This is a genomic window from uncultured Microbacterium sp., from assembly GCF_937927635.1.
GTDB lineage: Bacteria > Actinomycetota > Actinomycetes > Actinomycetales > Microbacteriaceae > Microbacterium.
Genome location: NZ_CALBRW010000021.1, coordinates 1 through 13,840, shown reverse-complemented (window position 1 = coordinate 13,840; position 13,840 = coordinate 1). Strand labels below are relative to the sequence as shown.

Annotated in this window: 17 protein-coding genes and 1 pseudogene; 11 read left to right on the top strand and 7 right to left on the bottom strand. The window is 66.4% G+C overall.

Translation table 11 applies throughout. The features are described 5' to 3' along the window. Positions 1–51: 51 nt before the first annotated feature. Together Q0568_RS11210 and Q0568_RS11205 are read right to left on the bottom strand one after the other, a co-directional pair. Positions 52–1,107 carry an MFS transporter gene (locus Q0568_RS11210; protein WP_298866444.1) on the bottom strand — a complete coding sequence of 352 codons (1,056 nt, stop codon included), beginning with the start codon at positions 1,105–1,107 and terminating at the stop codon, positions 52–54. Continuing rightward, positions 1,104–1,445 (bottom strand): metalloregulator ArsR/SmtB family transcription factor, encoded by a 342-nt coding sequence (locus tag Q0568_RS11205; protein ID WP_298866442.1) that lies wholly within the window; start codon positions 1,443–1,445, stop codon positions 1,104–1,106. The genes Q0568_RS11210 and Q0568_RS11205 overlap by 4 nt, the downstream gene beginning before the upstream one ends. 83 nt (positions 1,446–1,528) lie before the next feature. Between Q0568_RS11205 and Q0568_RS11200 the strand changes: the two genes are divergently transcribed. The 6 genes from Q0568_RS11200 to Q0568_RS11175 all read left to right on the top strand — a co-directional run bounded on the left by Q0568_RS11200 (position 1,529) and on the right by Q0568_RS11175 (position 6,775). Next, positions 1,529–2,839 carry an NAD(P)-binding domain-containing protein gene (locus Q0568_RS11200; protein ID WP_298866440.1) on the top strand — a complete coding sequence of 437 codons (1,311 nt, stop codon included), beginning with the start codon at positions 1,529–1,531 and terminating at the stop codon, positions 2,837–2,839. 123 nt (positions 2,840–2,962) lie between these two features. Further along, entirely contained in the window at positions 2,963–3,940 is a 978-nt protein-coding gene (gene trxB / locus Q0568_RS11195) for a thioredoxin-disulfide reductase (RefSeq protein ID WP_298866438.1), read from the top strand. Further along, positions 3,937–4,263 (top strand): thioredoxin, encoded by a 327-nt coding sequence (trxA, locus tag Q0568_RS11190; RefSeq protein ID WP_298866436.1) that lies wholly within the window; start codon positions 3,937–3,939, stop codon positions 4,261–4,263. Before trxB ends, trxA begins: the two co-directional genes overlap by 4 nt. Continuing rightward, positions 4,260–5,354 carry an ACR3 family arsenite efflux transporter gene (arsB, locus tag Q0568_RS11185; RefSeq protein WP_298866434.1) on the top strand — a complete coding sequence of 365 codons (1,095 nt, stop codon included), beginning with the start codon at positions 4,260–4,262 and terminating at the stop codon, positions 5,352–5,354. Before trxA ends, arsB begins: the two co-directional genes overlap by 4 nt. Then, positions 5,351–6,349: a metalloregulator ArsR/SmtB family transcription factor gene (locus Q0568_RS11180; protein ID WP_298866432.1), complete on the top strand. Its 999-nt coding sequence runs from the start codon at positions 5,351–5,353 to the stop codon at positions 6,347–6,349. Before arsB ends, Q0568_RS11180 begins: the two co-directional genes overlap by 4 nt. Positions 6,350–6,370: 21 nt before the next feature. Continuing rightward, on the top strand, positions 6,371–6,775 hold the full coding sequence (locus Q0568_RS11175; protein WP_298866429.1) for an arsenate reductase ArsC: 405 nt from the start codon (positions 6,371–6,373) through the stop codon (positions 6,773–6,775). Between the two features lie 50 nt (positions 6,776–6,825). Here the strand turns inward: Q0568_RS11175 and Q0568_RS11170 are convergent, their stop codons facing one another. The 5 genes from Q0568_RS11170 to Q0568_RS11150 all read right to left on the bottom strand — a co-directional run bounded on the left by Q0568_RS11170 (position 6,826) and on the right by Q0568_RS11150 (position 10,115). Then, entirely contained in the window at positions 6,826–7,140 is a 315-nt protein-coding gene (locus tag Q0568_RS11170) for a hypothetical protein (protein ID WP_298866427.1), read from the bottom strand. A 49-nt stretch (positions 7,141–7,189) separates the two neighbouring features. Next, a complete protein-coding gene (locus Q0568_RS11165) occupies positions 7,190–7,909 on the bottom strand; it encodes a cation transporter (RefSeq protein ID WP_298866425.1) in 720 nt (239 codons plus the stop codon). Then, the gene (locus tag Q0568_RS11160; RefSeq protein WP_298866423.1) at positions 7,906–8,265 is read right to left on the bottom strand and encodes a metalloregulator ArsR/SmtB family transcription factor; all 360 of its coding nucleotides are present in this window, start codon (positions 8,263–8,265) and stop codon (positions 7,906–7,908) included. The genes Q0568_RS11165 and Q0568_RS11160 overlap by 4 nt, the downstream gene beginning before the upstream one ends. A 606-nt stretch (positions 8,266–8,871) precedes the next feature. Beyond that, positions 8,872–9,165, bottom strand: coding sequence for a hypothetical protein (locus Q0568_RS11155; RefSeq protein WP_298866421.1), 294 nt, complete (start codon positions 9,163–9,165; stop codon positions 8,872–8,874). 101 nt (positions 9,166–9,266) lie between these two features. Further along, complete coding sequence (locus Q0568_RS11150) at positions 9,267–10,115, bottom strand: metallophosphoesterase (RefSeq protein WP_298866419.1); 849 nt, start codon at positions 10,113–10,115, stop codon at positions 9,267–9,269. Positions 10,116–10,760: 645 nt separating this feature from the next. Between Q0568_RS11150 and Q0568_RS11145 the strand changes: the two genes are divergently transcribed. The 5 genes and pseudogenes from Q0568_RS11145 (at position 10,761) to Q0568_RS11125 (ending at position 13,375) form a co-directional block, all read left to right on the top strand. Next, positions 10,761–10,991 carry a helix-turn-helix transcriptional regulator gene (locus Q0568_RS11145; protein ID WP_298866417.1) on the top strand — a complete coding sequence of 77 codons (231 nt, stop codon included), beginning with the start codon at positions 10,761–10,763 and terminating at the stop codon, positions 10,989–10,991. Positions 10,992–11,055: 64 nt separating this feature from the next. Continuing rightward, positions 11,056–11,613: a hypothetical protein gene (locus tag Q0568_RS11140; protein WP_298866415.1), complete on the top strand. Its 558-nt coding sequence runs from the start codon at positions 11,056–11,058 to the stop codon at positions 11,611–11,613. Between the two features lie 185 nt (positions 11,614–11,798). Continuing rightward, positions 11,799–12,976, top strand: a pseudogene (locus Q0568_RS11135) (IS3 family transposase). 135 nt (positions 12,977–13,111) lie between these two features. After that, on the top strand, positions 13,112–13,234 hold the full coding sequence (locus Q0568_RS11130) for a hypothetical protein (RefSeq protein ID WP_298866413.1): 123 nt from the start codon (positions 13,112–13,114) through the stop codon (positions 13,232–13,234). A gap of 3 nt (positions 13,235–13,237) precedes the next feature. Further along, positions 13,238–13,375, top strand: a complete 138-nt coding sequence (locus Q0568_RS11125; protein WP_298866411.1) for a hypothetical protein — start codon at positions 13,238–13,240, stop codon at positions 13,373–13,375. Positions 13,376–13,840: the final 465 nt, after the last annotated feature.

The following is a 13,840-nucleotide window of genomic DNA, read 5'->3' as shown; positions in this document are numbered from 1 at the left end:
AGGACAGCGGCCCTGAACCCCAATATCAGTGGCACTCAGAAGAGCGAATACTCAGGTGATGGGTGCGGCGAAGACGCCGTTGATGGAGCCGTAGTTGCGGACTCCCCACCGGTCGGCGACCGCGGAACCTTGAACGAGTGTCTGCGCGCCTCGTACGGCACCTGCCGCGATGCCGATGACGATGAGCAGCCATGGCGGGCCAGGGATGAGTGCGAGAAGGGCGAGGAAGACGACGCTCAGCCCGGCGGTAGCCGCAAAGGGGATCCACGGGGCCGCGGTGTGCGGAATCGCAACGTAGAGGAGCCGGCCGATGACCTGTCCGGCGCCGAGGAGCCCGAGCGCCCATGCCGCGAGCTCGTAGCTCATGCCCTTCTCCGTGAAGAGGGGGATCAAGGCGAGGGTGACGCTGAACAGTGCCGCTGCGAGTGTGAGCATCGACAGCTCGAGCATCCAGAAGCGGCGGGTGCGGATGACGGTGCTGATCGTGTGAACGTGGTCCGCGGCCGGGTCGTCCGGGGCATGGTCCCAACGGCGTTCGAGGCTGAACCAGTGAAGGGGCGCCGTGGTCACGACCAGGAACGTGGCGAGGATCAGGAAAGTAGTGCGCCAGTCGGTAACCGTGAGAAGCCCCGCGACGACCGGTGCGAAAACGGTGGAGGCGAGCCCGCCAGCCAGGGTGACGATGGTCATCGCCGCGCGCCGCCGATCACCGTGGCGGCGGGTGATGACGGTGAACGCGGCCTGGTAGAGCACGGCGGACTGCGCGACACCTGTGATCACCCATCCGCCGGTGAAAGTAGCGAGGTTTGGGGAAAGCGCGACCATGATGAGTCCGGCAGGGCCGACGATGCTCCCCAAAGTCATGATCAGACGCGGGCCATGCTCGTCGAGCCAACGGCCGATGAAGACTCCGGCCACGGCGGAGACGATGAGACCTGCAGAGAACGACACCGTGACGAGTGTGACTGGCCAGCCGGTGTCGACGGATATGGCCGGGGACGCGACGATGAGGGCGTAGTACAGGATCCCCCAGCTGATGACCTGCCCCACCGACAAGGCTGCCAGCCGCCCGCCGAGCCGGGCCGGGGCGGCCACGTCGGCAGTCATACAGAGCGAAGGGCGTCGGCGGCAGCGTCCAAGGCTCCGTCGTTGAGGGCGAAGTACGCCCACTTGCCGCGCTGCTCGCGTGTCACCAGACCCGCATCGGCGAGCAGCTTCATGTGGTGGGAGACCGTCCCCTGGGACAAGCCGACAGGCTCGATGAGGTCGCAGATGCATGCCTCGCGGCCTTCGCTCCCGGCGATGAGCGAGAGCAGCATGACCCGAGTGGGATCACCGAGAGCCTTGAAGACGCGGGCAACCCGCTCTGCCTCCTCCGGCGTTATCGACGCGGTGATTCGCGGCACGCAGCACGTGCTCTGAGCGATGGTCGCAGGGAGGCTCATACGGCTATTCTGGCACGTATTGACAAACTTCGATAGATGCGCGAGCGTTCTCGTATTGAAGTTCTTCGATCTGAGGAGATGTGATGTCTGAGTCTTCGGCGCTTCCTGTCGTCATCATCGGTGCCGGACCGCAGGGTTTGGCTGCAGCTGCCCACCTGGCCGAGCGCGGCGTCGATTCCGTGGTCGTCGAGCGCGGTGCTACGGCCGGTGCTGCCGTGTTCGAGTGGGGGCACGTGCGGCTATTCTCTGCCTGGTCGGAGCTCACCGATGCCGCAGCCCGCCGCCTGCTCGAGCCGACCGGTTGGACGGCGCCGGCAAGCGGCTACCCGACCGGGGCCGAGTGGGTGAGCGAGTATCTCGCCCCGCTTGCCGATGCCCTGGGCGACCGGGTGCTCTACGGCACGACCGTCACGGGTGTCGCACGGCAGGGGCGGGACAAGGTCGTCGCGAGCGGTCGCAAGAGCACCCCGTTCGTCGTGCACACGGTCGATCAAGACGGCCGCGATGGCCGCATCCTCGCACGCTCTGTGATCGACGCGAGCGGGACCTGGTCCCTCCCGAACCCCGCGGGTGCCGATGGGTTCCTCGCGGTCGGTGAGGCGGCTGCCTCGGAGCGCATCTCGTACCGGATCCCCGACGATGTCTCTGCTCTCGCGGGCACGCACGTGGTCGTCGTCGGCGCGGGCCACTCCGCGACGCACACGGTGCTGCGCCTGAGTGAGCTCGCGCGTCGCGAACCCGGCACCAAGGTGACCTGGCTGCTGCGCCGCGGGAGCGCGACGAACGTGTTCGGCGGCGGATCAGGCGATGAACTGCCCGAACGCGCCGCACTCGGATCCCGCGCCCGCAAGGTCATCGAGGCAGGCATTGTCGAAGTCGTCACCGGCTTCCGCGTCGCGGAGTTCCAGCAGGACGGCGACAAACTCACGATCATTGCCGAGAACGGCCAGGAGATCTCCGACGTCGCGCACGTCTTCGCCCTCACCGGGTTCCGCCCCGACACCAGCATCCTGCGCGAAGTGCGCATCGACCTGGACGGCTCACTGGACGCGGTCGCCGGGATCGCCTCGGAGATCGACCCGAACATCCACTCCTGCGGATCGGTCGGCGCGACCGGCGCGCGCCAGCTGACGCAGCCCGAGCAGGGGCTCTTCATCGTCGGCGCGAAGTCGTACGGACGCGCGCCGACCTTCCTCGCCCTCACCGGTTACGAGCAGGTCCGCAGCGTCGCAGCGCACCTCACCGGCGACCACGAGGCCGCAGAACGCAACGAGCTCGTCCTCCCCGACACCGGCGTCTGCGGCGGCGCCGGCGGCTTCGACGCCGAAGGCGCCAGCTGCTGCGCCGCACCGTCGGTGCTGCAGATCGGGGCCCGGCCCGTCAGCGTCGGCTGACCAGCTCATCAAGAGGGCGGCTTCCACAGGGGAGGTCGCCCTCTTTGATGCGCCCTGGTGAAGATTCGGTGAACGCCCCCACGACTGATTGCGCCTTGCTTTGAAGAATGTCAATATAGAAGCATGTCGTTTCATGAGGTTGAGCTGGTCATCATCGGGTCCGGCCCTGCGGGCTACACCGCCGCTGTCTATGCCGCTCGTGCGGAACTCGCCCCGGTGGTGCTCGCTGGTTCCGTGACCGCAGGCGGGGCGCTGATGACAACGACCGAGGTAGAGAACTTCCCCGGCTTCATCGAGGGCGTGAAGGGGCCGGAGCTGATGGAGTCGATGCGCCAGCAGGCCGAGCGGTTCGGCGCCCGCATCCTCCTCGATGACGCGACCCGCGTTGACCTCGTCGGCCCGATCAAGACCGTCGAGACCGGCGCGGGAGAGACGTTCCGCGCACAGTCTGTGATCCTCGCGATGGGGTCCGCTTACCGTAAGCTCGGGCTCCCGGACGAGGAGCGCCTCACCGGGCGCGGCGTTTCCTGGTGCGCCACTTGTGACGGGTTCTTCTTCCGCGAGCAGGAGATCGTCGTCGTCGGCGGCGGTGACTCCGCGATGGAGGAGGCCCTGTTCCTCACCCGCTTCGCCTCTAAGGTGACCGTCGTGCACCGCCGCGGCGAGTTCCGCGCGTCCAAGATCATGGCGCAGCGCGTGCTCGATCACCCGAAGATCGAGGTCGCCTGGAACAGCGAGGTCGCGCATCTCAACGGGGCCGAGAAGCTGGAGTCTGTCACTCTTCGCGACACCGCCACCGGTGTCGAGCGGGACCTGTCGGCAACCGGGCTCTTCGTCGCCATCGGCCACGACCCCCGTTCCGAGCTGGTGACCGGAACGGTCGACACTGACGCGGCCGGTTTCGTGCTCGTGGACCACCCCTCGACTCGGACGAACCTTCCCGGTGTCTTCGCGGCCGGGGACCTGGTGGATCACACCTATCGGCAGGCCATCACCGCTGCCGGCACCGGCTGCGCTGCAGCCCAGGACGCCCAGCACTTCCTTGCTGCGCTCGAGAACCAGGCCACCCCTGTGACCGAGGCCGAGGAGGTCTTCGCATGAGCACGCTGACCGCCGTCACCGACGCCACGTTCGAGGACGAGGTCCTCGACTCTGACATCCCTGTCGTGGTGGACATCTGGGCCACCTGGTGCGCGCCGTGCCGTCAGGTCGCTCCGCTGCTCGAACAGCTCGCGGCCGAGTACGACGGGCGCGTGAAGATCGTCAAGGTCGACGCAGACCAGAACCCCGAGACCGTGATCGCCGCCGGCGTCACCTCGATCCCGACCCTCGGGTTCTACCGCGACGGTGTCCGCACGGACATCCTCATCGGTGCGCACCCGAAGCCAGTTATCGCCGAGAAGATCGAGGCGCTGCTCGCATGACCACCGCAACCGTCGCCCCTGCTCCCGTCGTTCGACGCCTGTCCACGCTCGACAAGTGGCTGCCGCTGTGGATCGGGCTCGCCATGATCGCCGGGCTCCTGCTCGGCCGTTTCGTCCCCGCCCTGTCGGGCCTGCTTGGCCGCCTCGAGGTCGGCGGCATCTCGGTGCCTATCGGACTCGGGCTGCTGGTGATGATGTACCCGGTGCTCGCGAAGGTCCGCTACGACAAGGTCGCGGCCGTCACCGGCGACAAGAAGCTGCTGGTGTCCTCGCTGGTACTGAACTGGCTCGCGGGGCCCGCGCTGATGTTCGCGCTCGCGTGGATCTTCCTGCCTGACCTGCCCGAGTACCGCACCGGACTGATCATCGTCGGCCTCGCCCGGTGCATCGCCATGGTCGTGATCTGGAACGATCTCGCCTGCGGAGACCGGGAGGCAACCGCCGTGCTCGTCGCGGTCAACTCAGTCTTCCAGGTCATCGCGTTCTCCCTGCTCGGCTGGTTCTACCTCACCGTCCTGCCCGGCTGGCTGGGCCTGGACACCCAGGGGCTGGAGATCTCGGTCGGGCAGATCGCCCTGAACGTACTGGTCTTCCTCGGCGTGCCACTCATCGCGGGCTTCGCTTCCCGGTGGATCGGCGAGAAGCGCCGCGGCCGCGCCTGGTACGAGGAGAAGTTTCTCCCCGTGATCGGTCCGTGGGCCCTGTACGGGCTGCTGTTCACCATCGTGCTGCTGTTCGCACTGCAGGGCGACGCGGTCCTGACGAACCCGATGGACGTCGCGCGGATCGCACTGCCGCTGCTGGTCTACTTCGGCCTGATGTGGTTCGCCGGGCTCCTGCTCGGCAAGGTACTCGGCCTGAACTATGCCCGGTCCACGACACTGGCCTTCACCGCCGCCGGCAACAACTTCGAACTCGCTATCGCCGTCGCCATCGGCACCTTCGGCGCCGCCTCCGGGCAGGCTCTCGCCGGCGTCGTCGGCCCTCTCATCGAGGTCCCCGTCCTCGTCGGGCTCGTCTACGTCTCACTGTGGGCGGCACGCGCCTGGTTCCACACCGATCCGTACACCGGCGAAAGGGTCACCTCATGAACGTCACCCTCACGGACGCCGCGAACACCTGCAGCCCCGTCGCCACGCATGCCATCGGGCAGGAAGCCGCCTCCACGGTCGCCGCGACCCTGAAGGCACTCTCCGATCCGCTACGCCTGCGCATGCTCTCCGCCATCGCCTCCGACCCGCGCGGTGAGTCCTGCGTCTGCGACCTCGCCGAGCTCGCCGACGTGTCCCAACCCACCGTCTCCCACCACCTGAAGGTGCTCAAAGACGTCGACGTCCTCACCTCCGAACGCCGCGGAACATGGGTCTGGTACCGCATCAACCCCAGCCGCCGCGGCGCCGTCACCGCCCTACTGGACTCCTTCGCACCGGCGACCATGACGGAGCCCGGCGCGACCGGCGACGACGAGCATCGCAACGACCGGCCTGACTTCGACGCTCGAATCACCCACCTCGCCGACGAGCTCGGCGCCGAGCTCCCCGAGCTCGCCCCGGAGACCGTACTCAGCATCGTTCGCGAGTCGTACACGTCGCTCGCACGCACGGCAAAGGTCACCGGAGCACTCGTCCCCCTCACCGAACGATTCGCCCGCCAGCGCCTCGCTGACCTCACACGTGACCGCGACACGTCGGTGCCGCAAGTGCTGTTCGTCTGCGTCGCCAACGCCGGGCGATCACAGCTCGCCGCGGCCTTGGCCAACCAGATCGCCGGCGGCAAGGTCATCGCCCGCTCCGCCGGATCCAGCCCCGCCGAGGTCATCCACCCCCACGTGCGCTCGATCCTCGCCCAGATCGAAGGAGACACCGCCAGCGAGCGATTCCCCAAGCCCCTCACCGACGACGCCGTCCGCGCCGCCGACGTGGTGATCACGATGGGCTGCGGCGACGTCTGCCCGATCATCCCCGGCGTCCGCTACGACGACTGGGCCGTCGGCGACCCCGCCCTCGCCTCCCGCGAAGGCGTCGAAGCCATCCGCGACGACATCGAGCAGCGCGTTCGGGCCCTCGTCAACGAACTCACCACCTGATCACCACCCACAGGAGCCCTCATGACCGACACCACCAAGCCCTCCGTCCTCTTCGTCTGCGTGCACAACGCCGGCCGCTCACAGATGGCCGCCGGCTTCCTCCGCGACATCGCCGGCGACCGCATCGAGGTCCGCTCCGCCGGCTCCATGCCCGCTGAACAGATCAATCCCATCGCAGTCGAGGCCATGGGCGAACTCGGGATCGACATCACAGCCGAGCAGCCGAAGGTGCTCACCACCGAGGCCGTGCAGGCGTCGGACGTCGTGATCACGATGGGCTGCGGCGACGCCTGCCCGTTCTTCCCAGGCAAGCGCTACGAGGACTGGAAGCTCGACGACCCCGCCGGCCAGGGCATTGAAGCTGTTCGACCGATCCGCGACGAGATCCGCACGCGCATCGAGAAGCTAGTCACCGAGCTGATCTGACGTAGATCTGCCTAGGTGCGGTCACTGAACCTCTGCTGTGCGTCAGCGGCCTATGTCTGCTCGAGGAACGTCAACGCGGCCAGCGCCTCGTGATCGCCGGTCACGGTGAGGCGCACGTCGTGGTGCGTGGTGTCGATGGACCAGGATGCGAACGCGAAGCACGATTGCTCGGTGTGCACGAGCTCCGTCAGACGGGTGATTGCGTCCTCGATCTTCGGGTAGTGCGTCCTGATCCGACCTGGCTCGCGGTCCACCTCGGGCAGGTAGTCATCGTTGAACTCACGCCACGCGCCCAGCTGGGCAACATCAGCGCCGCTCGCCAACGTGCAGGCCACTTGCAACAGACCGCGATCAGAGACACTCATGCGCAGCCCTCGCAGCACTCCACCCGTCCCGGTGCGCGTCCAGGAGCGTTCATGAGAGCTCGATCCGGCGCGGGCCAGCGGCCGTGGCGGGCGTGCAGCAGCCGTCCTCGCATCCCTCAGCCTCACGCTCGCCCGTGAGCACCGCGACAGGGGCCGCGCAGCAGGCGCCACCCTTCCATGCTTCGATACCCTCGCGGACCGCGAACACGGCGATGACGAGGGCGGCAATGGAGTCCGCCCATGCCCAACCGAAAAGGCTGTTGAGCAGCAAGCCGACCAGCAATGCCGCGGACAGGTAGGTGCAGATCAGTGTCTGCTTCGAGTCGGCGACGGCCGAGGCGGAACCGAGCTCACGACCAGTGCGGCGCTCGAACCAGCTGAGGAACGGCATGACGATCAGGCTCAGAGCCGCGATGGCGATGCCGACCGGCGAATGATCGGGTTCCCGCAGGCCGGAGAGGGACAGCGCCGCGTCTACACTCACGTACGCAGCAAGGCCGAAGAACGACACCGCGATCACGCGCAGCGCGACCTTCTCACGCTTCTCGGGGTCCGGTGCGGCGAACTGCCACGCGACGGCCGCGGCCGAGAGCACTTCGACGATGGAGTCTAGCCCGAAGCCGATGAGCGCGGCCGACGATGCCGCTCCGCCCGCGACGAGCGCGACGACGGCCTCGATGACATTCCAGGTGATCGTGATTGCGACGACGATCCTGATGCGCCGGCGCAGCACATCCCGCCGTTCAGAGGTGAGCACCGCGGCGGTCATCGCGGATCTCCAGCATCGCAACAGCCGGGAACCGAGCACGCCGGATCCATGCACGGCGCGCTCTCGTCGACTGCGAGCGTCACATCCACAAGCGCCGTCAGCGCTGCAGTCAGGTGCGGGTCGGCGATCTCGTAACGGGTCTGTCGCCCTTCCGGCTCGGCCACGACGATGCCGCAATCGCGCAGGCATGTCAGGTGGTTCGAGACGTTCGACCGGGTCAGCTCGAGTTCGCGTGACAGCACCGCCGGATAGCTCGCCCCCTCCAACAGGGTCATGAGGATCCGGGAGCGCGTGGGGTCGGCCATGGCCCGGCCAAGCCGGTTCATGACGTCGAGACGCGAGGCAATGGTCAGCATGAAATGACTATACAGCGTGAGCTGTATAAATGTGACTCGCGCTCATCGGCCCCGAGTGGTTCACGAGCTGTGCCTTCAGAAATACTGCTTCCGCCGATAGGGCCCGCCCGCCGACCGTCGCGGGTCGTGGCTCCCAGATCCACGCCGCGTTCGCGGGGGGGGGGGGGGGCTGGGGAGCACCGGCGTGCAAGCGGAGCGGCCTCGTCCGGAGGTCGCGCCGTCAATTGTCCAACGGCCTGTTGGACAATTGGGAATCGTGGGTCGGTTCTCGCGTCGCCAGGCCAGGCTCCTCACGTTGCAGTGCCGCTCGCGACGTCATGGGCAACACCGGCGAGCGAGAGGAGGGCCGACCTCCGGAGGTTCCGCAGCCAATTCTCCAACACTCCGTTGGAGAATTACGGTGGCTGCTCTCGAGAGACTGCTTCGCAATTGCGCAACGGGTCGTTGCGCAATTGGGGCGCGGCGCGAGGGCTGGGCGTTCAAGGCTGCTGATGCCGTTATCGACCGGAAGCCGACGGATGCTCCGCTAAGGGCGTTCGGCGGGAACCACTCGCCGAACGATCAGTGCCGCAACACCAATCACTCCGGAAAGTCGAGACCGAGGCGTCAGCCGCGCCACGCAGCCGCGTCGTGCCGGGCTTCAAGCAGCACTTCGGTCAGTTGGCCCGCGCGGAGTCGCTCGATGTTCGCCGGTTGGACGAAGCCGTCGTCATCGGTGAGTGGCGTGTTCAACCACTGAGCCCACGTCCACGGGGCATCGGCGCCGGAGCGGAGCGTTCGGAGGACGTCAGCAAGACCGACCACTGGCTTGCCGTCCAACAACTGGAACGCCGGGTACAGCTCGACCCCATCGGAGGTCCTCAGCCTGAGCAGGGCGATGGACTCCGCGGCCTCGTTCACCTTTGAGTCCGTCCACCCGAGAGTCCGTGCGAGAGACGCCGAGGTGTAACAGGAGCCGACGATATCGGCCCAGGGGTGGGTGTGGCGGGTGGCCTTCGAGTTCACCATCGTCTCGCCGCGTTCCGCATCTCTTGGAGGCTTGGAGTTTCCAGAGTCAGCGTGCTCATGTCGAGGAAGGCGAGATTGTCTTCTTGAACATCGCGACCAAGGCTCACAACTCGTCGCCCGTCCTCAGCGATGCCGCCGCCTGGCGTGTGCATGTGACCGTGCATCAACAGCTCAGGGCGAACGGCATCCCACACCTCGCTGACTCGCGCTCGTGACTGCGCCGAATCCGCGAGGGCCGCCGTGGGAAATCGATTCGGATTGGTGCCCAGGAGCTCACGCACCGCTCCGACGGGGGTGGTGGCCGGCGACTCGTGGGTCAGCATCAGGTCCGTGGGACCGCCGGCGATAGCCGCCGCGACCTGCTCATCGGTGATCGCCTCGTCCGGCCACCAGTCGCGGCCTTCGGTGCGCCAGAGCCTGTCCACGGAGGCGGCGCCCCCGAATGAGAGAACGGTCCTGCCGCCGATGGTGAGACGCGCTGGCCGAGGAAGAATCCAGGTGACATCGGAGACGCGAACCGCAGCGCCGGGATACTCCGCGAGCAGCGGGCGGATCCGGTCCCATGGCTCATGATTCCCGAGCGTGACAAGAACGCGCTCGATGCCTGCCTCAGCGAAGAGCGGGTCCGTCTCCTGGGGGCCCATCCACCAGTCGCCAAGCTGCAAGACGGTCGTCACGTCGTATGCGAGGTTAGGCAGCGCTCGTGCCAGCATCCGCACCCAGCCGATGTTCCCGTGCCAGTCGCCGCAGACAGCGACGCGCTCGTCCGAAAGCGCGATGTCGCGCGAGTACTCGAGGCTCTTCAACTGGTGCCCGACCTTGGGCGAGGCGCCAACGCTCATCGCGTCTTCGCAGTCTGCCGCTCGCGCGAACGCTCACGGAACGTCCGCCCGACTCGCAAGCTGCGCGCCACCCCGGGGGCCCAGGCGACCCACCCGCGCCGTTTCCACTGAATGGCGACATGGAGACGGAACGAGCGGAGGACGGCAGCCCGAGAGGCGTTCGAGAGACCCTCCGGCCAGTCCGGGTGGAGAGGCTCCTCGTCGAAAACTTCGGCGAAGAGCTCTGAGAAGGTGGGACCCCGCCCGTTACGCCGTCGAAACCGTGCGATGAAGACCCCGGCGGAGAGGCCGTGCCGGTCCGCAGTCGCGTCATCCGTTAGTGCTTCAAACGCGTCACGCCAGCTCTCGGGAGCCTCGACCTCTATGGTGCTCCACCAAATCGGTCGGGAATCAGTCACTGCTACTCAACAATCGGGGTCGACCTGAACGGGACCTACGCATCGAGGCGACCCGAAGCCGATGCGCAGCGGCACACGTGCAGGTCGAGACGCGTGGCGGCGCCTGTCGATGGAGTGAATGTTTCGTATGGCTGTGGAAATTATGCCATACCGATTAGGCCATACGCACGGATTCAGTCGACAGGCTTGAAATGTGGCTAGGCGTAGATTCGAGCACTCCGAGGGGTGGCGTACATACGCAGCTGCAATGGGGGTTAATCTCCAGGCGGCGCGCCATGCCCAGGGACTCACCCAGGAGGACGTCGCCTATCGAGCCCGGATGACGCGCTACACCTACCAGAAGTACGAAAAAGGTGAGTCGCGTCCGGGCGAACCCATGAACCCGACGATCCGAACACTCCTGGCCCTTTCGTCGGTCTTGAACGTAGATCTCGCCGACCTCCTGCCTGACGAGGATCCAGACCTCCAGCTTCGATAGGGACGCCCCGCCGCCCGCATTGCCCCTGCTGCTCTCCGACGGTGCGGGCCCATAGTCTGACGGCATGAACCTCGAAGACCTGCGTCAGCTTCCGATTGAAGACCAGGTGACTATGGTCGTCGGCGTCTCCGTCCGGCATGCCGTCGAGATGGAAGCCGCGCTGCGCTCGGTCTTGATGACGCTCGACCCCAACTTCGATCCCTCGGTCAGGCGGTGGTTCTCCGACCTTGTCCGAGCGTTTCGTCGGCAGATCTCGGAGAATCCCGCGTTCTCGTCTGAGGCACGCAGCGCTTGCCTCGATATAGCAACAGAGGCGCTAGGCGCTTACCAGCACCGCAGCAACAATGTCCACGACATGATGAGCGTTTACTCTGATGTGTCCATCGAGCGCTTCCGCTTCGAACGTGACCACGACGTCGACTTCGACCGCGAGCCAGAGACGCTCAGCGTCGAGGATCTCGTCCAGAATTGCGTGGATCTGATGCACGCGACGTGGCGACTGCGAGGTGTCATTTTGTACCTCCAGAAGCCCAACGAGAGAATCCGCTGGAAGATGCTTCTCAACGGGAAGTTCGAGGCGCGCTGGGATGGTTCAGCTAGTCACATCGAGATCATGCGCTGAAGCGGCATCTACTGCCTCACGTCGTCCACAGCGGTAGCACCTCGGGGTGCAAAAGCGAGACGGCCCCAACTTCGTCAGCCGACAGTCGGGCCATTAGGACCTCAGATTCAGCAACCGGGCGTGAGGAACGAATCGGTGACAACTGATCGTTAGTGCCGGGAGGCGCTAACGGGGAGGATGTCATCATGCCCGGTCCCTATCCCAGAGAGTTCCGCGAGGACGTTGTCGCGGTCGCTCGCAGCCGCGAGAGCGGCGTCACCATCAAACAGATCGCCACCGACTTCGGCATCAGTGAAGCAACCCTGCAGAACTGGCTCCGCCAGGCCGATGTCGAAGACGGCAATCGACCTGGCCAGACCGCGGCGGACGCGGCCGAGGCTCGGGAGCTGAAGAAACGGATCCGGTTGCTGGAGCAGGAGAACGAGGTCCTCCGCCGTGCGGCGGCGTATCTGTCGCAGGCGAACCTGCGCCTTGGCGGCTCCCCAAAATGACGTACCCGCTCGTTGCTGAGCTCGCCGAAGCGGGGATTCCCGTGACGGTGTCGTGTCGGGTCCTCAAGCTCGCAAGACAGCCCTACTACCGGTGGAGAGGCGCCCCTGTCCGGGACGCGGACGTGCTCCGCGCGTATCGGATCAACGCGCTGCATGACGCGCATCACGATGACCCGACGTTCGGGTATCGGTACCTTGCCGACGAAGCCCGTCGGGCGGGGTGGCGGATGAGCCGGCGGACGGCGTGGAAGCTGTGCTCGCGGGCCGGGATCCTCTCGTCCGCGCAGCGCCGGCGACGTGGGAAGGGCAAGAAGGCCGGCCCGCCGGTGTTCGACGATCACGTGCAGCGGGTGTTCCGTGCCGATGCCCCGAACCGGCTGTGGCTCACGGATATCACGGAGCATTGGACGAGCGAAGGCAAGCTGTACTGCTGCGCGATCAAGGATGTGTTCTCCAACCGCATCGTCGGCTACTCGATCAGCGACCGGATGACCGCGAAGCTCGCCGTCGATGCCGTCCGCAACGCCGTCTCTCGTCGCGGTGAGGTCGCCGGGTGCATCCTGCACGCTGACCGGGGCAGCCAGTTCCGCAGCAGGGCGATGGCCCGCGAGCTGCGCCGTCATGACATGGTCGGGTCGATGGGTCGCGTCGGCGCCGCCGGAGACAACGCCGCCATGGAGTCGTTCTGGTCGCTACTGCAGACGAACGTCCTCAACCAGCAGCGGTGGAGGACCCGGCAGGAACTCCGGCTCGCGATTGTCGTGTGGATCGAGCGGAAGTATCACCGCCAGCGCGCCCAGGACACCCTCGGTGGCTTGACGCCCATCGAGTTCGAAGCCAAGCTAGCCGAGCCGCTCACGCTCGCGGCCTAAACCGAACCTGTCACCAGTTCGTTCCTCACGCCCACCATGCGCGACAAATTCACTCGTGTTTAGCGCCACAGTCGGGGCAGCGCCAGACCGCGACGCCCCTGTAGTCTCGTCCGGCTCGGTTACGGGTTGCTCGCCGTGTTCGTCATGTTCTGGCAGAACTCGCTCTGGCTCATTATCGGCATGCAGGCGGGCTGGAACTGGGCGCTGGGCAATGTCTGGGGCATCCCGGTATCCGGGATCGACGCGAAGCCGACGTAACTGGTGTACCTGAGCCCCGCGGACGCGGCACCGACGTGGCTGACCGGTGCCGACTTCGGCACCGAGGCGGGTCTGCCCGCCGCCATCATGGTCCTCATTGCGACCGCAGTCGCGTTCCTGCTGTTCCTCCGGGCTTCGTAGGCATGGCCAGATGCGCAGCCGGTGCCCGCGGCTAACAACACGAAATCGGCCACCGCGTAGTCGGCGGTCCGCTTCAGAGCGGCTGCTTCGGTGCCAACATCGCTGAGCACCTGGGCCGCCAATCACTTCTGATGCTGCTGTCCCGGTGTTCAGTGAAGGAACCCGTCCCACTTCGGCTCGTACAGCATCGGCTTGTTCGCGTCGTCGGGCACGGCCGCGGCCGACTTCGCGAGCATCGGCGCCGGTATCTCGTACATCTCCCCATTCTCCCCGCACCCCCTCTCGTCGTCGAGAGCACGGGACTTCGCCGAGCGCACAGGTTCTCCGCGCGCAGGACCCGTGCACTCGGCGAGATGTCGTGCTCTCGACGAGAAGGGGGGAGAAGGGGGGAGAAGGGGGAGAAGGGGGGCGGGATGCTCCTATGGATGTCAAGCAGTGAGGACGTAGTAGATCTCGCGGGCGATG